The organism is Allopusillimonas ginsengisoli, from assembly GCF_004153455.1.
Classification (GTDB): domain Bacteria; phylum Pseudomonadota; class Gammaproteobacteria; order Burkholderiales; family Burkholderiaceae_B; genus Allopusillimonas; species Allopusillimonas ginsengisoli.
The window spans coordinates 38378-61294 of the sequence record NZ_SDQE01000009.1 but is presented as its reverse complement, the minus strand read 5'-3'; the positions used below and the strand labels follow the sequence as shown (position 1 = coordinate 61294).

The window sequence follows — 22917 nt, the reverse complement described above, 5'->3', positions numbered from 1 at the left end:
GGCAGCCGTGGGGTCTTCAAGACTGCCCGTTTTATCGCGTCTGACCTCTTACGCCTGTTTGGGAACCAGTATGTCGCTGGTCGGCTGTTACGTCGCCTTGACCAAGCCGCTGGCGGTCATTTTTCCCCTGTTTCTGCTGGCCTGGCTGCGTTTCGGGATAGGTGGGTTGGCAATGCTCTGCTGGCTGCGCAAGCCGGCCAACGAACCACCGCTGACAGCCCGCGTACGCACTCTTATATTCTTAGAGTCGTTTCTGGGCAACTTCCTTTTCACCTTGTGCATGATCAGTGGTGTCCGGCTGACCGGCGCCGTTGCAGCAGGTGTGATTCTGTCGTTCATTCCAGCCGCCATTGCATTGATGAGCCGCGTTTTCCTGAAGGAAGATATCAGCGGCAGAGTATGGGTGGCGGTTGCTTGCGGCGTGATAGGCATAGGTCTGCTGTCCCTGGGCGGGGATCACGTGGTCACCGACACACGGCAACCTTCATCGCATGTCTGGCTGGGCAATCTACTGCTGTTCGGGGCAGTATGTTGCGAGGCGTCTTATGCAGTGATAGGCAAGAAGCTGACCGCAGTACTGAGCCCGCGGCGGATCAGTGCAGTCATCAACCTATGGGGATTTGTGCTCACGACCCCCGCTGGGCTTTATGCGGCCTGGCATTTCGATTTTCTGGCGGTCGATCTCGGGATTTGGGTGTTGTTGGTGTTCTACGGTTTGGCCGCCAGTGTATGGACGGTGTGGCTGTGGATGACTGGCCTGCGGGGTGTTCCGGCCTCCAGAGCCGGCGTGTTTACCGTGATGCTCCCCGTGAGTGCTGCGCTGGTGGGTGTTGTGATCCTGGGCGAGTCCTTATCTGGCCTGCAGTGGCTTGCATTTGTCCTGGCGCTTGCCGGGTTGTTGCTCGCAACGCTGCCTTCGCGGCGCCTGGGCAGTGCCTGATATCACGTGTAAACCATCACGCACAAACCGCCAGGTGCGCATACATCCCCTGGGCTGGGGCTGTTGTAAAACTGATCGCACAGGGTACTATTCGTCGGAATAAAGCTAGATCCAGGCTGAGGGGGCGGGCGCCGTATAGTCCTGGTCTTTGGCAATGCCGACCCCTTCAGCAATATTTATGTTGCGCCCGATCACGTGTCGGGCTGGGGAGTTCCCGTGTATCGCTTGGCTTCTGCAATACTGACATGCAGTTTTTTGATGAGTCCGGTTTGGGCCGCGCGTATCGCCCAGTTTTCCCCACAGGGTACCGTGGCGCAAATTCAGGAGTTGAGCCTGTCGTTCGATACCGATGTCATGGCCTTTGGCGAGGGACAAGGGCCGGCGCCGGTCAGGGTTTCGTGCAATGACCCGAGCTTGAAGGGCCATGGCCGCTGGCTGGACGCGCGACGCTGGTCGTACGTGTTCGAGCAGGAGCCGGGCCCAGGCGTCAGCTGCTCGGCGGTTTTGAATCCGGCATTCCATACTATTGACAACCAGCCCATTACAGGTCCTGCGTCATTCAGTTTCGGGACTGGCGGGCCGATTGCGCAGGTGGAGCGTCCCTATGGCAACGTCATCGCCGAAGACCAGGTTTTCGTCTTGTCGTTCAATGGCGACGTTGATCCCGCTTCGGTGCTGGCGCATACGCATTGTCTGGTCGAAGGCCTGGGCGAAGCGGTACCCGTGCGCCTGATTACGGGACAGCCACGTACAGACCTGCTCGAGAGTCTCTATTATTCGCACAGCAACGACATGGATTCGCCAGCAACGCAACTGGCGCAATGTAAACGTCTTTTGCCCGCCGAGGCGCGCGTCCGTTTGAGTATTGGGGCGGGTGTGTCAACCCCGCACACGCCGCAACGGCCAGCGGTTGCCAGCACGCAGGCTGTCAATGTCGACTATCGGGTGCGCAAACCTTTCACGGCTAGTTTTACGTGCCAGCGCGAGAACGCGAGTATGCCCTGCACGCCGGTTACACCGGTCAGCCTGGCTTTCTCTGCGCCGATTTCGCGCGACGATGCTGCCCGCATCAAGCTGACAGGGCCGGGCAACACGATCGTGGCATCTGATGTGGATCCGCAAAATGCAGAGGATCGCAGTGGCGTCACCCGCATAACGTTTAAAGGGCCTTTTGCCGCCGACGCGGATTTTTCTCTGGCGCTGCCTGAAGGGCTTAAGGATGATGCGGGTAGAACGCTCGATAATGCGGAACGATTTCCGCTTTCATTCAAAACGGCGATGTTTCCACCGTTGGTCAAGTTTTCGGCGTCGCCATTTGGCGTGATTGAGCGCTTTGCGGCGGTTCCTCCTGGTGGCGATGAAACAGACCATCCTGCCACCATGGCACTGACAGTGCGCAAGGTAGCCCCAGATCTGATGACGCGGGATCTGGCCGTTTCGGCTGGGAGCTTGAGTGACTACAACACGCAGGACGATGCCGAAGTGCTCAACTGGTACGCCCGTGTGCAGCGACTCGACGAAAGAAGCCTCACACGCGGGCAGATTGAGGATGTCAAGGCGGGACGCAAGATGCGCTCTGCGTCGGGCGACAGGATCGATACCCGCAGCATATCGGCACTGGACGGCGTTTCCGGTGCGCGCAGGCTGACCTTGCCGGGCGCGGATAAACAAGGCGATCGGCCATTCGAAGTGATCGGGGTCCCGTTTCAGGCGCCAGGCTTTCATGTGCTGGAGATTGAATCGCCACGCCTTGGTGAGTCGCTGCTTGGCAAAAAAGCCCCTATGTATGTGCGTACAACTGCGTTGCTCACCAATCTGGCGGTACACATCAAGACGGGAAGGGACGATACCTTGGTGTGGGTCACGACGCTGGACGACGGCAAGGTTGTGCCTGGCGCCGCGGTGACCGTGCTGAGTTGCGATGGAAGGTCGCTGGCGCAGGGAACAACAAACGACCAAGGGATTTGGTACGAGAGCGCCAACCTGGCCGAAGCCTCGGGGTATTGCGAGAGCACTGGGCTCAGCGGCATTTATGCATCTGCCCGCATTGACGCGCGGCACCCGCTGGCACGTGGGCAGGCAGATTTTTCCTTTGCGCTATCGGAGTGGGACAGCGGCATAGAGTCCTGGCGTTTTAATGTTTCCACGGATACGAGCCGTCAGCCCAGCACGTTGACCCATACCGTTTTTGATCGAACCTTGCTGCGCGCAGGCGAAACGGTTTCCATGAAGCATTTTATCCGTCAGCAGGTTCGAAACGGCCTCCAGGTGCCTCAGGTAGACGAGCACACGATGCTGCCGACCAAGCTGGTGATCCAGCACCAGGGTTCCGATCAACGCTATGAGCAGCCGGTGGCATGGATCCCGACCGCAACGGGTGGCATGTACGCCACCAGCGCACTGGCTATTCCGCGCACCGCCAAGCTTGGCGCGTATAGCGTTATGTTGACTGACGATAACAATGGCTGGTATGGCAGCAGCGAGTTTCGCGTGGAAGCATTCAAGCTGCCTTTGCTGTCGGGGCACGTCAAGGTCACCTCCGGCGAGGAAGGCGAGGGGGCATCGCTGGTGGCGCCACAAAGCCTGATGGCGGATGTGCAGATCAATTACGTGTCGGGAGGGCCCGCAGGCAAGTTGCCGGTCAGTTTGTCGGGGATTGTGCGGGATCGCTATGTGGGGTTTCGTGATTACGACGATTTTTCCTTTTCTGCACCCGCTGAAAATGCTGATGATCAGCGCGCAAGCGATCAGGATGAGGTCAGGCAGAACCTGTTTCTTGACAAGAAACAAGTGGTCCTGGACGCAGAAGGCGGTGGGCGCCTGAACATCGAGCGCGTTCCTTCGGTGAACAAGCCGCAGGAACTGCTTCTGGAGGCCAGCTTCTTCGACCCGAACGGATCGTTGCAGACGTTGACGCAGGTCACACAAGTTTGGCCGGCAGCGCTGCAAGCGGGCATCAATGCCGGGTATTGGCTGGAGGCCGGGGCTCCGGCAACCGTGCATGCGTTAGCTGTGTCATTGACCGGTCAGCCTCAGGCTAATGTGCCCATGACAGTGCGCGCCGTGGCTCATGTCACGTACTCGACACGCAAGCGCATGGTGGGGGGCTTCTATAGCTACGACAATCATACCGAGCTGCGCGATTTGGGTCAGGTGTGTGAGGGGCAAACTGGGGCAGACGGCAAGCTCGCCTGCAAGATCACGCTGGATCAGGTGGGTTCGGTGGCGTTGATCGCCACCGCCAAAGATGCGCAGGGGCGTGAATCCAAGGCGTCCACAAAGATCTGGGTTACCGGCGCAGATGATCTGTGGTTTGCGGGCGCCAATGATGATCGTATCGATATCATTCCCTCGCGCAAGGAGTGGAAGCCCGGCGAAACCGCAGAGTTTCAGGTGCGCATGCCTTTTCGCCATGCTACTGCCTTGGTAGCAGTGGAGCGCGAGGGCGTACTGGAAACACACGTTGTGGCGTTGGATGGCGACAATCCGACGGTGAAGCTGCCCGTCAAGGCTGAATGGGGCCCGAACGTGTACGTGTCGGTTTTGGCTTTGCGGGGGCGTTTGAGAGACCTGGGGTGGCGCAGTTTCTTCGATTGGGGCTGGCGCGAGCCGACGTCTTGGTACCACGCCTTTCAACGCAAGGGCGAACCCTATGCGGCGCCGACACCGTTTGTGGATTTGTCCAAGCCTTCGTTCAGGTTTGGCCTTGCGGAAATACGCGTTGCGGATGATGAAGATCAACTGATGGTGGATATCAAGACAGATAAAAAATCCTACCAGGTACGCGAGAACGTCACCGCCACGATCCAGGTGCGTACGCCGGACGGCAAACCTGCTGCGCGGGGCACGATCGCTTTCGCTGCGGTTGATGAAGCACTGCTTGAGCTTGCGCCCAATAGCAGCTGGGACATCCTGTCTGCGATGCGGCAGGAAAGAAGCTATGGTGTGCGCACCGCCACCGCGCAAATGCAAGTGGTCGGCCGCCGACACTTCGGGCGCAAGGCACTGCCTGCTGGAGGCGGTGGGGGGGCTAGCCCAACGCGTGAGTTGCTCGATACGCTGCTGCTCTGGGAGTCGTCTGTTGACCTTGATGAGAATGGTCGTGCCACGCTTACGTTTCCACTGAATGACTCGTTGACGCGCTTCAGGCTGGTCGCGATTGCTGATTTCGGCGAACAGCGTTTCGGGACTGGCGCAACGGATATTGTGAGCACGCAAGACTTGCAAGTCATTCCAGGGTTGCCCGCCTTGGTACGGGAAGGAGACCATTACCAGGCGCTTGCGACACTGCGCAACACGACTGCCCGCGAACTATCGCTGAACATCAAGGCGTCTTACACAGGGAAAGGCGTTGAGGCGGGCCTTTTGCCTGAGCAAGAGGTGTCGGTGCCGCCCGGTGAGGCGCGTGTCGTGCGTTGGGATATCCAGGCGCCGCAGAGTAACTTGCTCACGGAGTCCACGACGCTGGCGTGGACGCTTGACGCAAGCGAAACGGGGAACACTGCCGCCATGGCGGCCCCGAGCCGTGAGCAAGTTGCCGGTACGGGCGACGCCGACCGTCCGTCACCCACGGCATCCGCGCCTGGCAGGCATGCCGCTGACAAGGGCAAGAAGCCTGCCTCGGACCGCTTGGTGTTCAAACAGCAGTTGGTGCCGGCGGTTCCGGTACGCACCCGCCAGGCAACGCTGTTGTCCCTGGATGCCGATGCGCCGGCCGTTGAACTGCCGATATCGGTGCCGTCAGGCGCGCTGAAAAATACCAATGGCCGTGCGCGGGGGGGGCTGCAGGTACATGTGCAGTCGTCCCTGGCGGGAGGCCTGCCGGGTGTGCGCGAATGGCTGCAGGCGTATCCCTATACTTGCCTGGAGCAGCGCGCTGCGCAGGCCATAGGCCTTGGGCAGGAGGCTGTCTGGCGCGACTTGATGGGTAGTCTGCCCGACTACCTGGATGCGGATGGCTTGGCAAGTTATTTTCCCGGCGCCCGGGAAGGCAGCGAGGTACTGACGGCTTACTTGCTCAGCGCCAGTTTCGAAGCCCAGGCGTTGGGCCTGGACTTCGCCATACCGCAGTCGTCCGTTGATCGCATGACATCCGGCCTGCAGGCGTTTGTGCAAGGCAAATTGTCGCGACAACGTTGGGCGCCGCGCAAGGATCTGGACATGCGCAAGCTGATGGCGCTTGAAGCCTTATCGCGTTATGACATGGTCAAGCCGCGCATGCTGGACAGCATCGCCATCGCCCCTGATCGTTGGCCAACTTCCGCAGTGATCGACTGGATGGCCGTGCTTCAGCGCGTTTCGGGCATTGCTGAACGTTCGGCGCATTATGAGCAGGCTGGCCACATTCTGCGTGCGCGTATGTCGGGCAGCGGTACAGCGCTTGTGTTTGCCGATAATGAGCAAAATGACAGTTGGTGGCTGATGCTCGGCGCTCAGGCCAATATGGCCAAATTCATGCTCATTGCCATGGATGACAAAGCCTGGGATGCGGACATGCCGCGCTTGGCGGCTGGGTTGTTATCCATGCAGCGCAAAGGCGCGTGGAGTACGACCAGCGCCAACTTGCTGGGTACCTTGGCGATGGAGAAATTCGCCGCGAAATTTGAACGCACGCCTGTGGACGGCACGGTGCGTCTTGATTTTGCATCCGGCGACCAACACAGGATAGAGTGGAGCAAAACGGTCCAGAATGAGCAGGGTGTGCGCGTGGGCGATGTGCTGTTGCCCTGGATGACGTCGGGCAAAGACAGCTTGATCCTGTCTCAGGAAGGCACGGGCAGACCTTGGGCTTCGATACGGTCGTTGGCCGCGGTGCCGCCGGCAAAGCCGGTGGTCGCAGGCTACAAGCTGACGCGGCAGGTTGTGCCAGTGAGCCAGTCCGCGCCTGGGGAGTGGTCCCGGGGGGATGTTTATCGCGTCAGGATCCACGTCCATGCTGATGCCCCCATGAGTTGGGTTGTGCTGAGCGACCCCATTCCTGCCGGCGCGACAATTCTGGGTAGTGGCTTGGGGCGTGATTCGGCTATCGGGACGGCAGGTGAGGCAGAGGGCGATTATGGATCCTCGCCAAGCTATGTCGAGCGCAGTTTTGAGGCGTATCGAGCTTATTACGATTTTTTGCCAGAAGGTGACTCGGTGATCGAGTACACCGTGCGGCTCAACACGGCTGGCAGCTTCCTCTTGCCCTCAACACGGATGGAAGCCTTGTACCAACCCGATGTCTATGGCGAGCTGCCCAATCCGGATGCGGTGGTCGTCCGGCCGGCGCCCGAGGCTGGTTCGTGAAGCAATGGCTGGCAGCCTTGATGCTGGCCCTGTGCGGGCCAGCATTCGCCTTGCCTGACTATGTACACGTCAAGCATGACTACGCGGCATCCGATATTCAGGTGCTGGACCGTCAGGGGCGGCTGATTGAGCGGGTGCGGCGTGACTTCGCCGTCCGGCGTGGTGACTGGGTAGCGCTTGATGATGTATCCGTGGCGTTGCAGCGTGCGGTCATTCTTTCGGAGGACAGGCGCTTTTACAGCCATGCTGGCGTGGACTGGCGCGCCATGCTGGGCGCGGCCTGGGACAATGTGCTTCATGAGCACTTGCGCGGCGCGTCAACCATCAGCATGCAGTTGCTGGCCTTGGTTGACGATGCCTACCAGCGCGGCCCCGGAGGGCGTAGTGTTGTCCAGAAAATTGACCAGGCGCTAGACGCCTTGGCGCTTGAGCGGCATTGGACCAAGCCGCAGATTCTCGAAGCCTATCTCAACCTTGCTGCTTTCCGAGGAGAGCTGGTGGGTGTTGATGCGTTGTCACGCGTCTTGTTTCAGAAGCGGGCCAGCGGACTTGATTTGAGAGAATCGGCGCTGGCCGCCGTGTTATTGCGCGGGCCAAATGCTTCGCCATCTGTGCTTACGCAGCGTGCTTGCGCTTTGCTTCGCGAAATGGGCGCGCCTGGCGAATGTGCAGGCCTGGGAGATTTTATTTATCTTGCGCTCCAGCGCAAATCGGCTTCATGGGCCGACAGTCGCAGCCTGGCGCCCCATTATGCAAGGCTTGCCCTGCAGCATGCGAAGGTGCCGCCGCGGGCAGGACGACGGGTGCGCACAACGCTGGACGGGGATCTGCAACGCTTTGTCATTGAGTCCGTCCAACGGCGATTGAATGCCCTGGGCATGGAGAACGTCCGGGACGCCGCAGTCGTCGTGCTCGATAACGAGAGAGGAGAGATTCTTGCTTACGTAGGCTCATCGGGCACATTGTCTGCTGCGGCCGACGTGGATCATGCCAGGTCCTTGCGCCAGGCGGGCTCTTCGCTCAAACCCTTTCTCTATGCGCAGGCGATTGAGCAGCAACGCCTCACGACGGTATCTTTGCTTGAGGATGCGCCGCTCAATCTGGCCACAGGCAATGGCCTTTACATCCCTCAAAATTACGACGAGCGTTTTGCGGGATGGGTGACCGTGCGTACAGCGTTGGCGTCTTCGCTGAATATTCCAGCGGTTCGCACATTGATGATGGTCACGCCGGATGTGTTTGCCCGTCGTCTGGTTCGTTTGGGCCTGCCGCTGGATCAGGGTGGAGACTTTTATGGTTACAGCCTGGCTCTGGGTAGCGCGGACGTAACGCTGTTGTCGTTGACCAATGCGTATCGATCACTGGCAAATCTGGGCAGTTATTCAGAGCCAGCGTTTCTCCGGCCCGCTGGGCATGAGATTGATATGGCCCAGAAAGCGGTTACGGAGAGCGTGCCGGTGATGTCGGCCGGCGCAGCCTGGATTGTGGGTGACATCCTGTCGGACAGGCAAGCGCGCGCGCGTACATTTGGCTTGGATAGTCCTTTGTCCACACCCTTCTGGTCCGCCGTCAAGACGGGCACCAGCAAGGATATGCGTGACAATTGGTGTCTGGGGTGGTCGGCGCGTTACACCGTTGGGGTGTGGGTGGGCAACAGCGGCGGGGCCAGCATGCACGACGTTTCAGGTGTTTCGGGGGCAGGGCCGATCTGGCACGATGTCATGACACACTTGCATCGTGAGATGCCCAGTCGTCAGACTCCCATGCCAGACTCGGTGCACAGCGCGACGGTAAGTTTCGACAATATGCTGGAGCCCACGAGGCAAGATGTCTTTCTGGGCGATACCGTGGTCACGCATGTCAGCCTGGCTGAAGGGCTCATGACACCGGAACAAACCCAGCCGCGCATTGCTCGTCCGGCAGATGGGGCAATTCTTGCCCTGGACCCTGACATCCCGTGGGACAAGCAGAGGCTTTGGCTGCAGGCGACGGATATTGCCGGCGTGCCGGCCGCAGGGGTAACCTGGCGCGTCGACGCGCAGCCGCTGGGCAGCGGAGGGCAATTGCCATGGCTGCCGCGACCTGGGCGGCATCGTATTGAACTTGTGGATGGACGAGGCCGGATCGTGGATGCCGTCAGTATCGAGGTTCGAGGCCTGGTCAGTGCCGGCAGTCACTGAGTAGCTGCAGGCAGTTTGAGGCGTCGATCAGGTTTTGTGCAATTTGACCCTACGTATCAGAACAAATTGACAGATTTTGACTTGGTTTAGCGATTGTTGCTGGTACACTTTTTGTTCAGTCATACCTAGCTGGGGGAAGTTTCATGAAAACTGTGAGAACATTGGGCCGAATTGTTGCGCCTTTTAGTCTGGTCATACTGGCAGCTTGCCAAACCGCGCCTACGCAAAAGGCGGCGCAATCGCCTGCGCCGGACGCGACCACAACCCAGCAACAGGCGACGGCTCAACCTGAGTCTGTGCAGCCAGCGCAAGCGCAGGGTGCGCGCGTGGCTGTCTTTTTGGCCGATACCGCTGTGCAGTCCGGTTGGACGCCTGTCGACATCAACTCGGGCCTGCTTTACGTAAACCCTCAACCGATCATTACGCGTGCTGATCTGAGCGGCATCCAGGCGGGCTCCAACCAATCTGGCGAGGGTTTGCTGGCGCTGCAGCTGAACGACGCCGGGAAAACCAAGGTTGTGGATGCGACCACTAAAAATCCCAACAAACGGCTGGCGCTGGTTGTCGGCAGCACCATGTTGGCCGCACCGGCGTACACGACACCGGTCAATTCTGATCATCTGGTATTTGCCGTGGGCACAGAGCAAAATGCCACTGCGGCGGCTCGGGCGATCGCGGGCGTTCCTCAGGACGGATCTGCCGACGAAGGCGCTGCAGCATCCCCCGCTGGCGCAGCGCCTTCCAGTACCGGAACGACGGGCGCTACGGGCGCGCAGTAGTACTGCCCGGCACAGCAACGGGTACAGCCCAGCGTGCATTGCGGCGTTGGGTGAGTGCCGGAGGACAAGCCTGCCGGTTGCCTGGGTCTGATTGACCCAAGAAAAGGGCGTTTCGCTTTGAACTGACCCCCAGAAGCTGGACATCAATCCAACTTTTGGGGTGTTTTTCATGGCGAAGCCTTTTTTTTGCATAGGGCGCCGGTTTTTAAGTCTCTTGCGCAGTTGGTCAGTGAGCGTCCGGTTATGATGGCAATCATGCCTGAATGTTTCCTGGATTCCGGGAGGCACAAAGGCTTTCCGGAGCCGTTAGATGAACACAACGCCTGTTCCTGGCGATAACGCAATCACTGTCCTTGGTCGATCGTTGACCCTTGGATTCAAGTTTCTGGCCTGGTTGAACGGGCTCGGCGTACTGCTTATTCTCTGCTGTTCGATAGGCGTCATAGAGATCGGACTGCCAGCCCTGTGGATGAGGTTTCCCCTGGTTTCTTTTTTGGGAGGCATGGCCTTGGCTGCGCTGGGCTTGATGTGGTCATATTCCGTGCAAGTGAGTCTGATACATCAGGCGATCAAAGGTACGCTGCGTCGCACTCACTGGGTGCCACTGGCCTGTACGACGATTGCGTACATGCTGAGCCTGTTCGGATTTCTCGCGGGCTGCTGGTTTTTTCAGCTTTTAATGGAATCGACATACTGATCCATGGCCGGGACGCATTTGTTGTTTTCTTGTCCATGTCTGAAAAAAGCCTCGCTGAATTTGTTCCAAGAAAATAAAATATACGCACTGCGTATATTTTATTTTCTTTAGGGACATCATCATGACCGTATCGCAACAGGTTTTCCTGCGTGACGCCATGCGCCGCCTCAATCTCACCCGCGATGTGTTCGCTGGACGCATCGGCGTTAAGCGGCGTGCGCTGGATACGTGGCTTTTGCCCGAAGGTTCGCAGGAATTTCGAGCCATGCCCGAAGTGGTCAGCCGGTTTGTGACCGAGATCGTAGAAAACGGGGCCTTGTTGCAAAAGTATGCGCAGCGCACGCAGTCTGGTCCTTTGCGCAATCGTATCGCCTACGAGGGCAGGCATCAGTTGCTATCGGTGGATCAGTTCACGCGCGAATCGGTCGAGGATTTTTTCCGTATTGCCGACCAGATGCAGCCCATCGCCAGGCGCCAGAAAGTATCGCGCGTGCTCGAGGGCGCGGTGTTGGGCAACCTGTTTTTCGAAGCCAGCACCCGTACCCGCGTCAGCTTTGGTGCTGCGTTTTGCCGGCTTGGCGGATCGGTGTGCGATACCACCGGGTTTACGTTTTCGTCCATGGCCAAGGGCGAATCCATCTACGATACCAGCCGCGTGATGAGCGGCTATGTGGATGCCATGGTCATCCGCCATCCCGAAAAAGGGTCGGTGGCCGAATTCGCGCAAGCGACCAATATTCCGGTGGTCAATGGCGGAGACGGTCCAGGCGAGCATCCTAGCCAGGCATTGCTGGATCTGTATACCATCCTCACCGAGTTTTCCCGCTTGGGCAAGTTGTTGGACGGCGCGCATATTGCGCTGGTGGGCGATCTTAAATACGGCCGTACAGTGCATTCATTGATCAAGCTGCTGGCGCTGTATCGCGGCCTGAAGTTCACGCTGATTTCACCCGTCGGGCTTGAAATGCCTGACTATATTCTCGAGCAGACCAGCACGCGCGGTCATGTCATCGAGCAGACCAATTCGCTGGAGCAGGGTTTGCAAGGCGCGGACGTTATCTACGCAACACGCGTGCAAAAGGAACGTTTCTCAGCAGAAGAGCTCGAGGGCTATCGCCCTGATTTTCAGGTGAACAAGGCGATCATCGACAAGTGCTGCGGCCCTGACGTCATTGTCATGCACCCCTTGCCGCGCGATAGCCGCGAAGGCGCCAATGATTTGAGCGTTGATCTGAATCACGACCCCCGCATGGCAATTTTTCGGCAAACAGACAACGGCATCCCGGTACGCATGGCTATTTTCGCCGTGCTGCTGGGGGTTGAAGGGCTGGTTCAGCATTCGCTGCGCGATGTCACCTGGAGCCCTCCGTCCCATATCGGGCCTGACGACAGCGTGTTCCACGGGCTGGACTGAGCCCTCGCACCTTGCGAGATGCCGCCACGTGCAACACCAAGCAAGCGCCCTGCAGGGCGCTTGCTTGAGTGAGGCTGACCAGGGTCAGGCGGGCTTGCGCTCGCCGCCCAGCGCGTCCACCAGGCTGCTGATCAGTTTGCTCAGTTCGCCAGTCATCAAGGTAAAGTCCGAATCGAACTGTTCCGCTTCATTATGTGATGCGCTGTCCTGGCCTTCTTTGAGCACATCAAGCGGCGCAACACGTTTGATCTCCAGGTTTTCCGTCAGCACAAAGGACACTCTGTCGGCCCATGTCAAAGCCAGGCGGGTGCACTGCTTGCCTGCTTGAACGTGCTTGCGCACGTCGTCGATCTCGACCGTCTGGCGCACATAGCGCACCGCAGCGCCGCTATCGCTGGTAGAGCGCAGCTCAGTGTCCTGATCGATGGAAAACGTTGCGGGCGCCTCGTCGCTGATGAGCCAGTTTGTCATGGCCGCCGCTGGGGATTGCTCTACATGCAGTGGCGTGACAGGGAAGGTTTCCAGCGATTTGGCAAGCAGGCCCAGCACCTCATCGCTTTTTGCCGCCGCGGCCGCATCAATCACCAGCCAGTGATTGCGTGTATCCAGCCAAACACGGGTGTCGCGGTAAATACTGAAGGCCTTGGGCAACAACTCGTCCGTCACTTGCTCCTTGATCTCCTTCATTTGCTTGCGACCAGGCTTGAAGCCTTGCTGCTCTTCGATTTCCTGGGCTTTGGCCTTGGCAACCTGATTGATGACGGTCGTAGGCAACAGCTTTTTGTCAGCGCGCAGATTGAGCAGGTACTGTCCGTCCAGCGCATAGACCAGGCCGCTGTCTTCTCGGGGCGCCGTCCAGCCCAGGCTTTGCATGTCGCGGCTGCCACTAGGCTTGAAGGCCTGCTTGGACAGTGCGTCTTCAAGCGTGTCCAGGGAGCAGTTCCAGGAGGGAGACAGGCGATAGATCCGGAGATTTTTGAACCACATATGCTGATATCTTGGTAAACGGCTGCTCTGGGATGGGTCATGCGAGAAGCCCGAGAGGCAATCCGTGAAAAATGAGAAAGGACGATTGTAAGCCCATAAAAAAAAATGGCCCGGAATGCCGAAGCACCGGGCCATCAGAGGAGCACGCTGTGTTGCGCTAAAAGGCTCGCGGGGGGCGCAATACAGGTGATAAAAAGAACCGCCTGGAGCTGACCGGGGGATCAGACGTCAAGCACCGTACGGAAGCCCTTTCTATGAGATTAATTCTATAGACCCACACTGACGTTCGCCTGAATTCGGACCTGCCTAGGCGTTAATGTTGTTGTTATGTGTTTCTTTGACGAACAGGCAGCCGACGACGAATGTCAGGGCAGCAATGGCGATGGGATACCACAGTCCATGATAGATATTGCCTGTTGCTGCAACGATGGCAAAGGCCGCTGGCGGCAAAAAGCCTCCGAACCATCCATTGCCGATGTGATAGGGCAGGCTCATTGACGTATAGCGTATCCGGGTCGGGAACATCTCCACCAGCATGGCTGCGATAGGCCCATATACCATCGTGACAAGTATCACCAGAAAGGTCAGCAGCAATACCACCATGATGTAGTTGATCTGGCTGGGATCGGCCCGGGCTGGATAGCCGTGGCTGCGGATGGCGTCAGTCAACGAGCGCGTCAGTTCGGTAGAGCGGGCGGAGAATGCCGCTCTGTTCAGGTTTTGCCCTTCGAATGACTCGAACTCATGCTCACCGATTTTGGCGCGTGCAACCGTACCTGGCGGCGCGGCCTGGTTGTTGTAATTGACGGCATTGCTGGCCATGAAAGCTTTCAGGATGTCACAGGAACTGGTGAAGGATGTGGTGCCTACCGGGTTGAACTGGAACGAGCAGGTCGCGGGGTCGGCGATGACGGTAACGGGGGCGTTGGCCAATGCGGTTTCCAGCGCCGGGTTGGCAAAGTGAGTGATGGCCTTGAACGCCGGGAAATATGACAGCGCAGCGAGCAGGCAACCGGTCATGATGATGGGTTTGCGGCCGATACGATCGGACAGCGCGCCGAACACGACAAAGAACGGGGTGCCCAGCAATAAGGCCAGCCCTATCATGATGTTGGCTGTATTGGGTTCAATGGCAAGGGTTTTGGTCAGGAAGAAAAGCGCGTAGAACTGCCCGGTGTACCAGACCACTGCTTGTCCCGCGGCCAGTCCGAATAAGGCCAGCAGTACGATTTTTAGGTTTCCCCATTTGCCGAATGACTCCGTAATGGGGGCTTTTGATCCTGCGCCTTCTTCTTTCATTTTACGAAAGGCAGGCGATTCATTGAGCCTCATCCGTATCCATACAGAGATCAGCAACAGAACGGAGGAGATCAAAAAGGGCAGCCGCCAGCCCCATTTCAGGAATGCTTCCTCTCCTAAGGTGACACGAAATCCGAGCACGACAATCAGCGACAGGAACAACCCCATGGTGGCGGTCGTTTGTATCCAGCTGGTGTAGAATCCGCGGCGGTTCTGGGGCGCGTGCTCGGCCACATAAGTTGCCGCGCCGCCATATTCGCCGCCCAGGGCCAGCCCCTGAAGCAGGCGCAAGACCACCAGAATCACCGGGGCGGCAATACCGATCGACGCGTAGGAAGGCAGCACGCCCACCAGAAAGGTGGACATGCCCATGATCAGTATGGTGATGAGAAAAGTATATTTGCGGCCAACCATATCGCCCAGTCGACCGAATATCAGGGCGCCGAACGGGCGGACGGCAAATCCCGCAGCAAAGGCGAGCAGGGCAAAAACAAACCCTGCCGTGGGATTGACGCCCGAGAAAAAATGGGCGGCAACGACGGCGGCGAGCGAGCCGTAAAGATAAAAGTCATACCATTCGAATACCGTTCCCAGCGATGAGGCAAAAACGACCCGGCGCTCCTCCGGCGTCATGGGACGGTTGGTTGCGTCCGGGGCACCCGTATGAGGGTTGTCGCCGGGAACGGGGGAGATAATGGCACTCATGCAAGCCTCCGCGCATGGGCGAACCGTCGTTGATACGCGTCAATATCCTGTTCTCTGTGCAGGTAATCGGTGTTTAAGCCCATTGCCGTTTGATTCCGTCGATCTGGCTGAAAACTATGCGCAGACATGTGCCTTGGTTGGTCGGCATAAACGCGAGGCTGGCTTTGTGCAGATCGGCTATTTCCTTGACGATCGAAAGTCCCAGCCCGCTGCCGTCGCTGTCTGTTCCGAGCATTCTGTAAAAACGATCAAAGACACGCTGTTGCTCCGCAAGGGGAATGCCGGGCCCGGAATCCTGAACCTCCAGGTAGGCGGATAGCGGATCGCCTCCCACGCGTACCGTGATCCGGCCGTGTTCAGGGCTGTAAAGAATCGCGTTTTCGATCAAGTTGTTCAGCAGTTCGGCCAGCATCAGGCGGTTGCCGTCTATGTGGATATCAAAGGGTGAGCGCTCAACGCCAAGGTCTATCTGTTTATCCAGCGCTGACTGCACCCATTGCGCCGTCTGGGTTTCAGCCAGGTCATTGAGGTCGACATCCATCATATTGCCCTGTACTGGCGTATCGGGGCTCTCGGCCCGGGCCAGTGCGAGCAATTGGTTGACGAGTCGCGTTGCGCGTTCGGAGCCGCGCACCAGTTGCTTCAGGCTGTCGTCCATTTTTTCAGGCGCATTTTCACGCAGCGCCAATTCGGCTTGGGTGCGCATGCCGGCCAGAGGCGTCTTCAATTGATGCGCAGCGTTGGCGACGAACCGTCGCTGGGCGTCATTGGCCGCCGCCAGCCGCGCCAGCAGGCTGTTCATGGCGGCAATCAACGGAACGATTTCGGCCGGCGCAAGCTCTGCGCTGATGGGAGAAGTGTCATTGGCGCGCCGCGCGCGTATTCGCTCTTGCAGGATGCTCAAAGGCTCCAGGCCCTGTGTCAGCCCCAGCCCGGCCAACAGGGCGGCGAGCGGCAGCACAATCAGTTGAGGCGTCAGCATTCCTGTCAGAATTTCCTGCTGCAGGGTTGCCCGCATTTCGTTGGACTGGGCGACGACCGTCAGAAACGGCATGCCGGTCGCATCGCGGCCACCCCAGATATAGGCCACCCGGATGCTGTGCCCCTCCAGCGTTTCGTTGCGCATGCGAATCTGATCCCGCTCATAGGTCCAGTTATCCGGCAACGGAATATCGCGATTCCCGGCCAGGGAGTTTCCGTTGGCGTCACGAATTTCCCAATGTATGAAGTGGCCGGGGTCGCCTTGCAGGATAGTGATGGCAGAGGGCGAAAGCTGCAGTCCAGACAAAATGGATTGTTGCTCTACCTCGTGCCGCAGCATGCGAAGATGGTCTGACAGCGCCCGGTCGTAGGGCGCGTCCGCGATGTTCTGCGCGATGAAGTAAGTAATGACCAGGCCGATAGTCCACAGCAGGAACAAGGGGCCGAACATCCAGATGATGATTTTGTTCAGCAAGGCGCCGTTGTGCTTGCGGCGCCTTTGCTTGCTGAACCAGCGCACCTTGCCCGCAGCCTGGTCGGCGGTTTCCTCCAGGATGCGCGGGTCGATCAGCATATGTACCGGGCGCGTCAGGCTGCCACCGATTCGTTGCGGCTTTCGGGTTCCAGGCAATAGCCCAGTCCACGCACGGTAACGATCTTGGCACCGCTGGGTTCGATTTTTTTGCGCAGGCGGTGGATGTAGACCTCGATGGCGTTGGGCGTGACCTCTTCGCCCCATTCGCACAACAAGTCGACAAACTGATTCTTGCTGATCATCCGCCCGCAACGGGACAGCAGGATTTCGAGCAGCTCGGTTTCCCGGGCAGACAGATCCAGAGGCTGCCCGTCGATACAGGCAATGCGTCCATTAAGGTCGAAGCTCAGGCGCTTGTAGGTGAGCAGCGTACTTGAGCGCCCGGCGCTGCGGCGTGTCAGGGCACGCACTCGCGCCTCGAGTTCGGACAGGGCAAAAGGCTTGGCCATGTAGTCGTCGGCGCCAAGATCCAGGCCCTTGACGCGTTGCTCGACCGAGTCGGCTGCCGTTAGAATCAATACCGGGATAGGGGTGTTTCGGTGACGCAGCTGGCGCAATACCGACAGGCCGTGCATCAGCGGTAAGTCCAGGTCTAGGATCAGGAGGTCGAAGCTTTGCAGCTTGAGGGCGGAGTCGGCGCTTGATCCGTCGTTCACAACGTCGACGGCATAGCCGTCGTATCGTAACGAACGGGAAAGTCCATCAGCAAGAATACTGTCGTCCTCAGCGATCAGAATGCGCATTTTTGTGTTTGCTTGTACTGTGTATGGCTGCGAATGGCCATGGGGCAATACCCCATTCTGACATGTGTACCGGTCGCTGACCAGTCAGGGTTAACGATGCAACACTGGATATCTGTTTATTTATACAGTATAATTTGATGCAATAATTGCTCTATCCTTTCGATATACCCAATACTCCGCGCCGCCTGCCGGCGCGTTTCCAAATTCTCGCCTTATATAGTCAAGGATCACATGGACGACAGAAACAGCAAAACCGCCGGCGAACGCAACAAGGCGCTGGCCGCGGCCTTATCCCAGATTGAAAAACAGTTTGGCAAGGGCTCGGTCATGCGCTATGGCGACAATGCCGTCGAACACGACATCCAGGTGGTGTCTACCGGCTCGCTGGGGCTTGATATCGCACTGGGCGTCGGCGGTCTGCCGCGCGGTCGCGTTATCGAGGTCTACGGCCCCGAGTCTTCCGGCAAGACCACGCTCACGCTGCAGGTCATCGCCGAAATGCAGAAAATCGGCGGCACATGCGCGTTTATCGACGCCGAGCATGCGCTTGATGTGCAATACGCCTCCAAGCTGGGGGTCAACCTTGCCGACCTGCTTATTTCTCAGCCTGACACCGGTGAGCAGGCCCTGGAGATCACCGATGCGCTCGTGCGCTCCGGTTCGGTCGACCTGATTGTCATCGACTCAGTCGCCGCGCTGGTGCCCAAGGCCGAAATCGAAGGCGACATGGGTGATTCGCTACCCGGCCTTCAGGCCCGTCTCATGAGCCAAGCCTTGCGTAAGCTCACCGCGACCATCAAGCGCGCCAATTGCATGGTTATCTTCATCAACCAGATCCGGATGAAGATCGGTGTCATGTTCGGCAATCCCGAAACCACCACCGGCGGCAATGCCCTCAAGTTCTATTCCTCTGTACGTCTGGATATTCGCCGCATTGGGGCGATCAAGAAGGGCGACGAGGTGGTCGGCAACGAAACCCGCGTCAAGGTGGTCAAGAACAAGGTGGCTCCCCCCTTCAAGCAGGCGGAGTTCGACATCATGTATGGCGCTGGTATCTCCCGCGAAGGTGAAATCATCGATCTCGGCGTTCAGGCGGGCATTGTCGACAAGGCGGGTGCATGGTTCAGCTACAGCGGCACCCGCATTGGCCAGGGCAAGGATAATGTGCGCGAATATCTCAAGGAACACCGCGAGATGGCGTTCGAAATCGAAAACCGCGTGCGTGAGCAACTTGGGGTTACCGCCATGGTGGCGCCTTCCGCACCCAAACCGGTGCCTGCCAAAGAGGCGGAAGAATAATCTCTTCCGTCACGACACATGAGTACTCGGGACAACGGCTTCGAAACCATGGCGCCCACGCCAGTGGAACCCGTGTCCCGCACTCGCGACACCTTGATGAATCGGGCCTCGGCGCACGCACACAAGCCAGGTCGGGCGTCGACACAAGACCAGGGGCGGGACAGCGACCCTGAAGAATCCCAGGGCAGCGATACTGCGCCAGCCTCCCGAAAAAGGCCCGGTCTGAGCCTCAAGGGCCGGGCGATTGGCTATCTTTCCCGTCGCGAGCACTCTCGTCTCGAACTGCAGCGCAAGCTTGCGCCTTATGCAGACGACGACACCCAGCTTCAACGCGTACTGGATGAGCTCGAACAGGGCCAGTGGTTATCCAACGAGCGTTTTGCACAGAGCCTGGTTCATCGTCGCGCGGGTCGTCAGGGCGCCAGTCGCATCATGCAGGAACTCAGGCAACATGGTCTTGGTGATGACGCGGTCTCTGACATCGGCGAACAATTACGCGAAACCGAACGGGACAGGGCGCAGGCTGTCTGGGAAAAAAAATTCAGCTACCTTCCTGCAGACCCCAAAGACTACGCGCGCCAATATCGATTTCTCGCTTCGCGCGGCTTTGCGGTTGATGTCATACGTCGCATTCTCGGCGATATTCCTTATGGCGCTTAGCTGCTAGCGTGCCGCCTTGATGCCTGTCAGTGTGGTGAAGCAGGTCTCCCGCGCCTGCTTTACAAATGCCTGTACGTAATCAGCCTGCATGTCTTCGGCGCGTATGGTTGCATACAGCATGCGCCACACGCCTTGGTCACCCAGGTGGCAAATGCGCAACCAGCCCTGGCTAAGATATTCCGTTAATGCCCAGTTGGGCAGGGCGGCCACGCCCCGCTGGCTCGCCACCAATTGCATGATCACTGGCGTTAGCTCGGCCTTGCGCAGTGCTGCAGGCTCCACGCCTGCCTCGTCCAGAAAAGCGGTAAATATGTCCAGCCGCTGGCGTTCTACCGGATACGTGATCAACACCTGGTCGGCTAATTGCTGTGGCTCGATATGTTTGTACTGGGCAAGCGGGTTGGCGGCAGCCACGGCCAGTACCAGCTCATAACGAAACAGTGGCAGGTATTCCACGGCGTCCATGGGCTGTGGATCGGACGTAATCACCACGTCCAGGTCGCCCCGAACCAGCGCTGGCAAGGGCGCGAAAGAAAAGGCAGCAGACAGATCCAGCTCGACTTCTGGCCAGTCGTGCCGGAAGACGTCAAGCGCCGGCATCAGCCACTGGAAACACGAGTGGCAATCGATGGCCAAATGCAAGCGACCGCTGCGCCCCGCAGCCAGGCGCTGGAGCTCGCGCTCGACAGATTTGATTCTGGGCAACACCTCGTCCGCGACGGCGAGGATGCGCAGACCCGCCGTCGTTAATCTGGCCGGGCGCGTACGCCGATTCAGCAAAGGCGTTTTAAGGCGTACCTCAAGATCGCGCAATTGATGCGAGAGTGCAGACTGGGTGACATGCAGCCTTTCGGCGGCTTCCTGCAGACTGCCGCCATCGCGGATGGCGGTAAGCGTTTCCAGGTGACGAATTTCCAGCATAGGGCGGTTTATCTTGATGGAGGATAAGTGGGCACAGGGCGCGAGCGGGTTCTGTGGCGCAGACAATAATTAAATGAGTAATTCTCATACTAAGGTTGTCGCATTTGATTTTGCCTGGAAGGATTATACGTAGACAATAGCTGTCTGTAAAAAAATTCAACTATTATGGTTTTAAAATGACGATTACTCATAATTTGGGCTTTCCTAGAATTGGCGTCCAGCGTGAACTGAAGCGTGCTGTCGAGGCCTATTGGGCAGAGAAAATGGATGCGGATGAGCTGGAGGCCACCGGCCGGGCGCTGCGCTTACGCCATTGGCAAACGCAGGCCGATGCCGGCCTGGCGTATGTCCCGGTAGGTGATTTCGCGTGGTATGACCATATTCTTGAATGGACAGCGCTATTGGGCGCTGTGCCCGCCCGTTTCGGCCAGCCTTCGGGTGAAGAGGTGGGCCTGGATACCCTGTTTCGCATGGGCCGTGGGCGGGCGCCCACCGGTACGCCAGCCGCCGCATGCGAAATGACCAAGTGGTTTGATACCAACTACCATTACATCGTTCCTGAGCTTGTTCCCCAGCAAACTTATCGCATTGCGCGCAGCTATCTGTTTGATCAGGTGCGCGAAGCGCAGGCCGCAGGCCATCAGGTCAAGCCTGTCATTCCTGGCCCGCTGACCTGGCTGTGGCTGGGCAAGGGTGATGCGTTTTCGCAAGGCGCAGGTGATCCGGGCAAGCTGGCGTTACTGGACGCCTTGCTGCCTGTCTATGCCGAGGTCCTGCAGCGACTGGGCGAACTTGGGGTGGAATGGGTACAGATCGACGAACCGATCCTGGTGCTGGATCTGCCCGATGTCTGGCAGAATGCCTACGCAAAAGCCTATCAACAGCTCAGCAGCACGGCCACGGCCACGGCCGGGCCCAGGCTGTTGCTGGCCACCTATTTTGGTGGACTGGGCAATAATCTGAACGTGCTCAAGGGTCTGCCCGTCCAGGGCCTGCATGTGGACTTGGTGCGCGCGCCCGAGCAATTGAATGACATCCTTTCCGTCGTAGCGCCAGACCAGGTGCTGTCTCTGGGCGTACTGGATGGTCGCAACATCTGGCGTACCGATCTCGACCGCATCCGGGATCAACTTGCACCAGTCGTCGCCCAGCGGGGTGACCGACTCTGGCTGGCTCCATCCTGCTCGCTGCTGCATGTGCCGGTGGATCTGGCTGAAGAGCAGACGCTGGATGCCGAACTGAAAAGCTGGCTGTCCTTTGCTACCCAGAAACTGGACGAGTTGCGTCTGCTCGCCGTCGCGCTCGATGGCAAGGAAGATGCCGTGACGCAACAATCGCTGCAGGCTCAGCGTGATGCGCTGGCAGCCCGCAATCGCTCCGCACGTATTCATAACAAGGTGGTGCAGCAGCGCTTGGCGCAGTCCAACACCCTGTCTCGGGAACGTACGCCGTTTACCGAGCGGATCGCACTCCAACAGATAAAACTTGGCCTGCCGGCCTTTCCGACGACTACGATCGGTTCATTTCCCCAGACCACCGAAATCCGCAAGCTTCGGCGTGAATGGAAGCAGGGCGCACTGAGTGACAGTGCCTACGAGAAGGCAATGCAGGACGAGATCGAACACGTCATCCGCTTTCAGGAAAAAGTGGGGCTGGATGTGCTGGTTCATGGCGAGCCAGAGCGTAACGATATGGTTGAATACTTTGGCGAGCTGCTCGGTGGCTTTGCCTTTACGCAGAATGGCTGGGTGCAGAGCTATGGTTCGCGCTGCGTGAAGCCACCAATTATTTTTGGCGATGTCGCCAGGCCTGCCCCCATGACCGTGGGTTGGTCAGCCTACGCTCAATCGCTGACTAATCGTCCGGTGAAAGGCATGTTGACCGGCCCGGTCACCATTTTGCAATGGTCGTTCGTGCGCGATGATCAGCCACGCGAGACAACATGTCGTCAACTGGCGCTGGCCTTGCGCGACGAGGTAACCGATCTCGAAGCAGCGGGCATTACCGTTATTCAAATCGATGAGCCCGCGTTTCGCGAAGGCCTGCCGCTGCGTCGCAGCGACTGGCAAGCCTACCTGGATTGGGCGGTGGATTGCTTCCGATTGTCCACCAGCAGCATCCGGGACGACACGCAGATACATACTCATATGTGTTATTCGGAATTCAATGACATCATTGAAGCCATTGCCGCCATGGATGCCGATGTGATCACCATTGAAACGTCCCGGTCCAATATGGAGCTTCTGGGTGCGTTTGAAGACTTTCATTATCCGAATGATATCGGTCCAGGGGTGTACGACATACACTCGCCCAACGTACCCAAACTGGAATGGATGGTGGATCTCATGAAGAAAGCCGCTGCCCGGCTGCCGGCCGAACGGCTGTGGGTGAACCCGGATTGCGGCCTCAAGACGCGTGGCTGGCCCGAAACAGAGGCCGCGCTGGTTGCCATGGTCAAAGCAGCGGAGACACTGCGCTATACTTAATGGGTT

Annotated in this window: 14 protein-coding genes; 9 read left to right on the top strand and 5 right to left on the bottom strand. The window is 58.5% G+C overall.

The genetic code is table 11. The annotated features are described in order from the left end of the window. The first annotated feature begins 70 nt into the window (after positions 1-70). The 6 genes from ERE07_RS15235 (at position 71) to ERE07_RS15210 (ending at position 12295) form a co-directional block, all read left to right on the top strand. Entirely contained in the window at positions 71-940 is an 870-nt protein-coding gene (locus tag ERE07_RS15235) for a DMT family transporter (RefSeq protein WP_130009894.1), read from the top strand. A 258-nt stretch (positions 941-1198) separates the two neighbouring features. Beyond that, on the top strand, positions 1199-7225 hold the full coding sequence (locus ERE07_RS15230) for an alpha-2-macroglobulin family protein (protein ID WP_130009893.1): 6027 nt from the start codon (positions 1199-1201) through the stop codon (positions 7223-7225). Positions 7226-7245: 20 nt separating this feature from the next. Further along, positions 7246-9405, top strand: a complete 2160-nt coding sequence (gene pbpC, locus ERE07_RS15225) for a penicillin-binding protein 1C (RefSeq protein WP_130009995.1) — start codon at positions 7246-7248, stop codon at positions 9403-9405. Positions 9406-9548: 143 nt separating this feature from the next. Then, complete coding sequence (locus tag ERE07_RS15220) at positions 9549-10184, top strand: SecDF P1 head subdomain-containing protein (RefSeq protein ID WP_245153741.1); 636 nt, start codon at positions 9549-9551, stop codon at positions 10182-10184. 310 nt (positions 10185-10494) lie between these two features. Beyond that, complete coding sequence (locus tag ERE07_RS15215) at positions 10495-10881, top strand: hypothetical protein (RefSeq protein WP_130009892.1); 387 nt, start codon at positions 10495-10497, stop codon at positions 10879-10881. Positions 10882-11002: 121 nt separating this feature from the next. Next, entirely contained in the window at positions 11003-12295 is a 1293-nt protein-coding gene (locus tag ERE07_RS15210) for an aspartate carbamoyltransferase (RefSeq protein WP_130009891.1), read from the top strand. 84 nt (positions 12296-12379) lie between these two features. Here ERE07_RS15210 and ERE07_RS15205 read toward each other — a convergent pair whose 3' ends face one another. From ERE07_RS15205 to ERE07_RS15190, 4 genes are all read right to left on the bottom strand, one after another. Beyond that, on the bottom strand, positions 12380-13282 hold the full coding sequence (locus ERE07_RS15205; protein ID WP_130009890.1) for a recombination-associated protein RdgC: 903 nt from the start codon (positions 13280-13282) through the stop codon (positions 12380-12382). Positions 13283-13588: 306 nt separating this feature from the next. Further along, positions 13589-15214, bottom strand: coding sequence for an MFS transporter (locus ERE07_RS15200; protein WP_167670933.1), 1626 nt, complete (start codon positions 15212-15214; stop codon positions 13589-13591). 145 nt (positions 15215-15359) lie between these two features. Beyond that, on the bottom strand, positions 15360-16898 hold the full coding sequence (locus ERE07_RS15195; RefSeq protein ID WP_245153740.1) for a sensor histidine kinase: 1539 nt from the start codon (positions 16896-16898) through the stop codon (positions 15360-15362). Next, entirely contained in the window at positions 16856-17545 is a 690-nt protein-coding gene (locus tag ERE07_RS15190; RefSeq protein ID WP_130009888.1) for a response regulator transcription factor, read from the bottom strand. The genes ERE07_RS15195 and ERE07_RS15190 overlap by 43 nt, the downstream gene beginning before the upstream one ends. Positions 17546-17776: 231 nt before the next feature. Between ERE07_RS15190 and recA the strand changes: the two genes are divergently transcribed. After that, positions 17777-18844 carry a recombinase RecA gene (recA, locus tag ERE07_RS15185; protein WP_130009887.1) on the top strand — a complete coding sequence of 356 codons (1068 nt, stop codon included), beginning with the start codon at positions 17777-17779 and terminating at the stop codon, positions 18842-18844. A 96-nt stretch (positions 18845-18940) separates the two neighbouring features. Then, a complete protein-coding gene (gene recX, locus ERE07_RS15180) occupies positions 18941-19504 on the top strand; it encodes a recombination regulator RecX (RefSeq protein ID WP_130009992.1) in 564 nt (187 codons plus the stop codon). A 3-nt stretch (positions 19505-19507) separates the two neighbouring features. On the opposite strand, the gene ERE07_RS15175 is transcribed toward recX, so the two are convergent. Further along, complete coding sequence (locus tag ERE07_RS15175; RefSeq protein WP_130009886.1) at positions 19508-20425, bottom strand: LysR family transcriptional regulator; 918 nt, start codon at positions 20423-20425, stop codon at positions 19508-19510. 176 nt (positions 20426-20601) lie between these two features. Here ERE07_RS15175 and metE point away from each other — a divergent pair, with 176 nt between their 5' ends. After that, positions 20602-22911, top strand: a complete 2310-nt coding sequence (gene metE / locus ERE07_RS15170) for a 5-methyltetrahydropteroyltriglutamate--homocysteine S-methyltransferase (protein ID WP_130009885.1) — start codon at positions 20602-20604, stop codon at positions 22909-22911. Positions 22912-22917 lie beyond the last annotated feature (6 nt).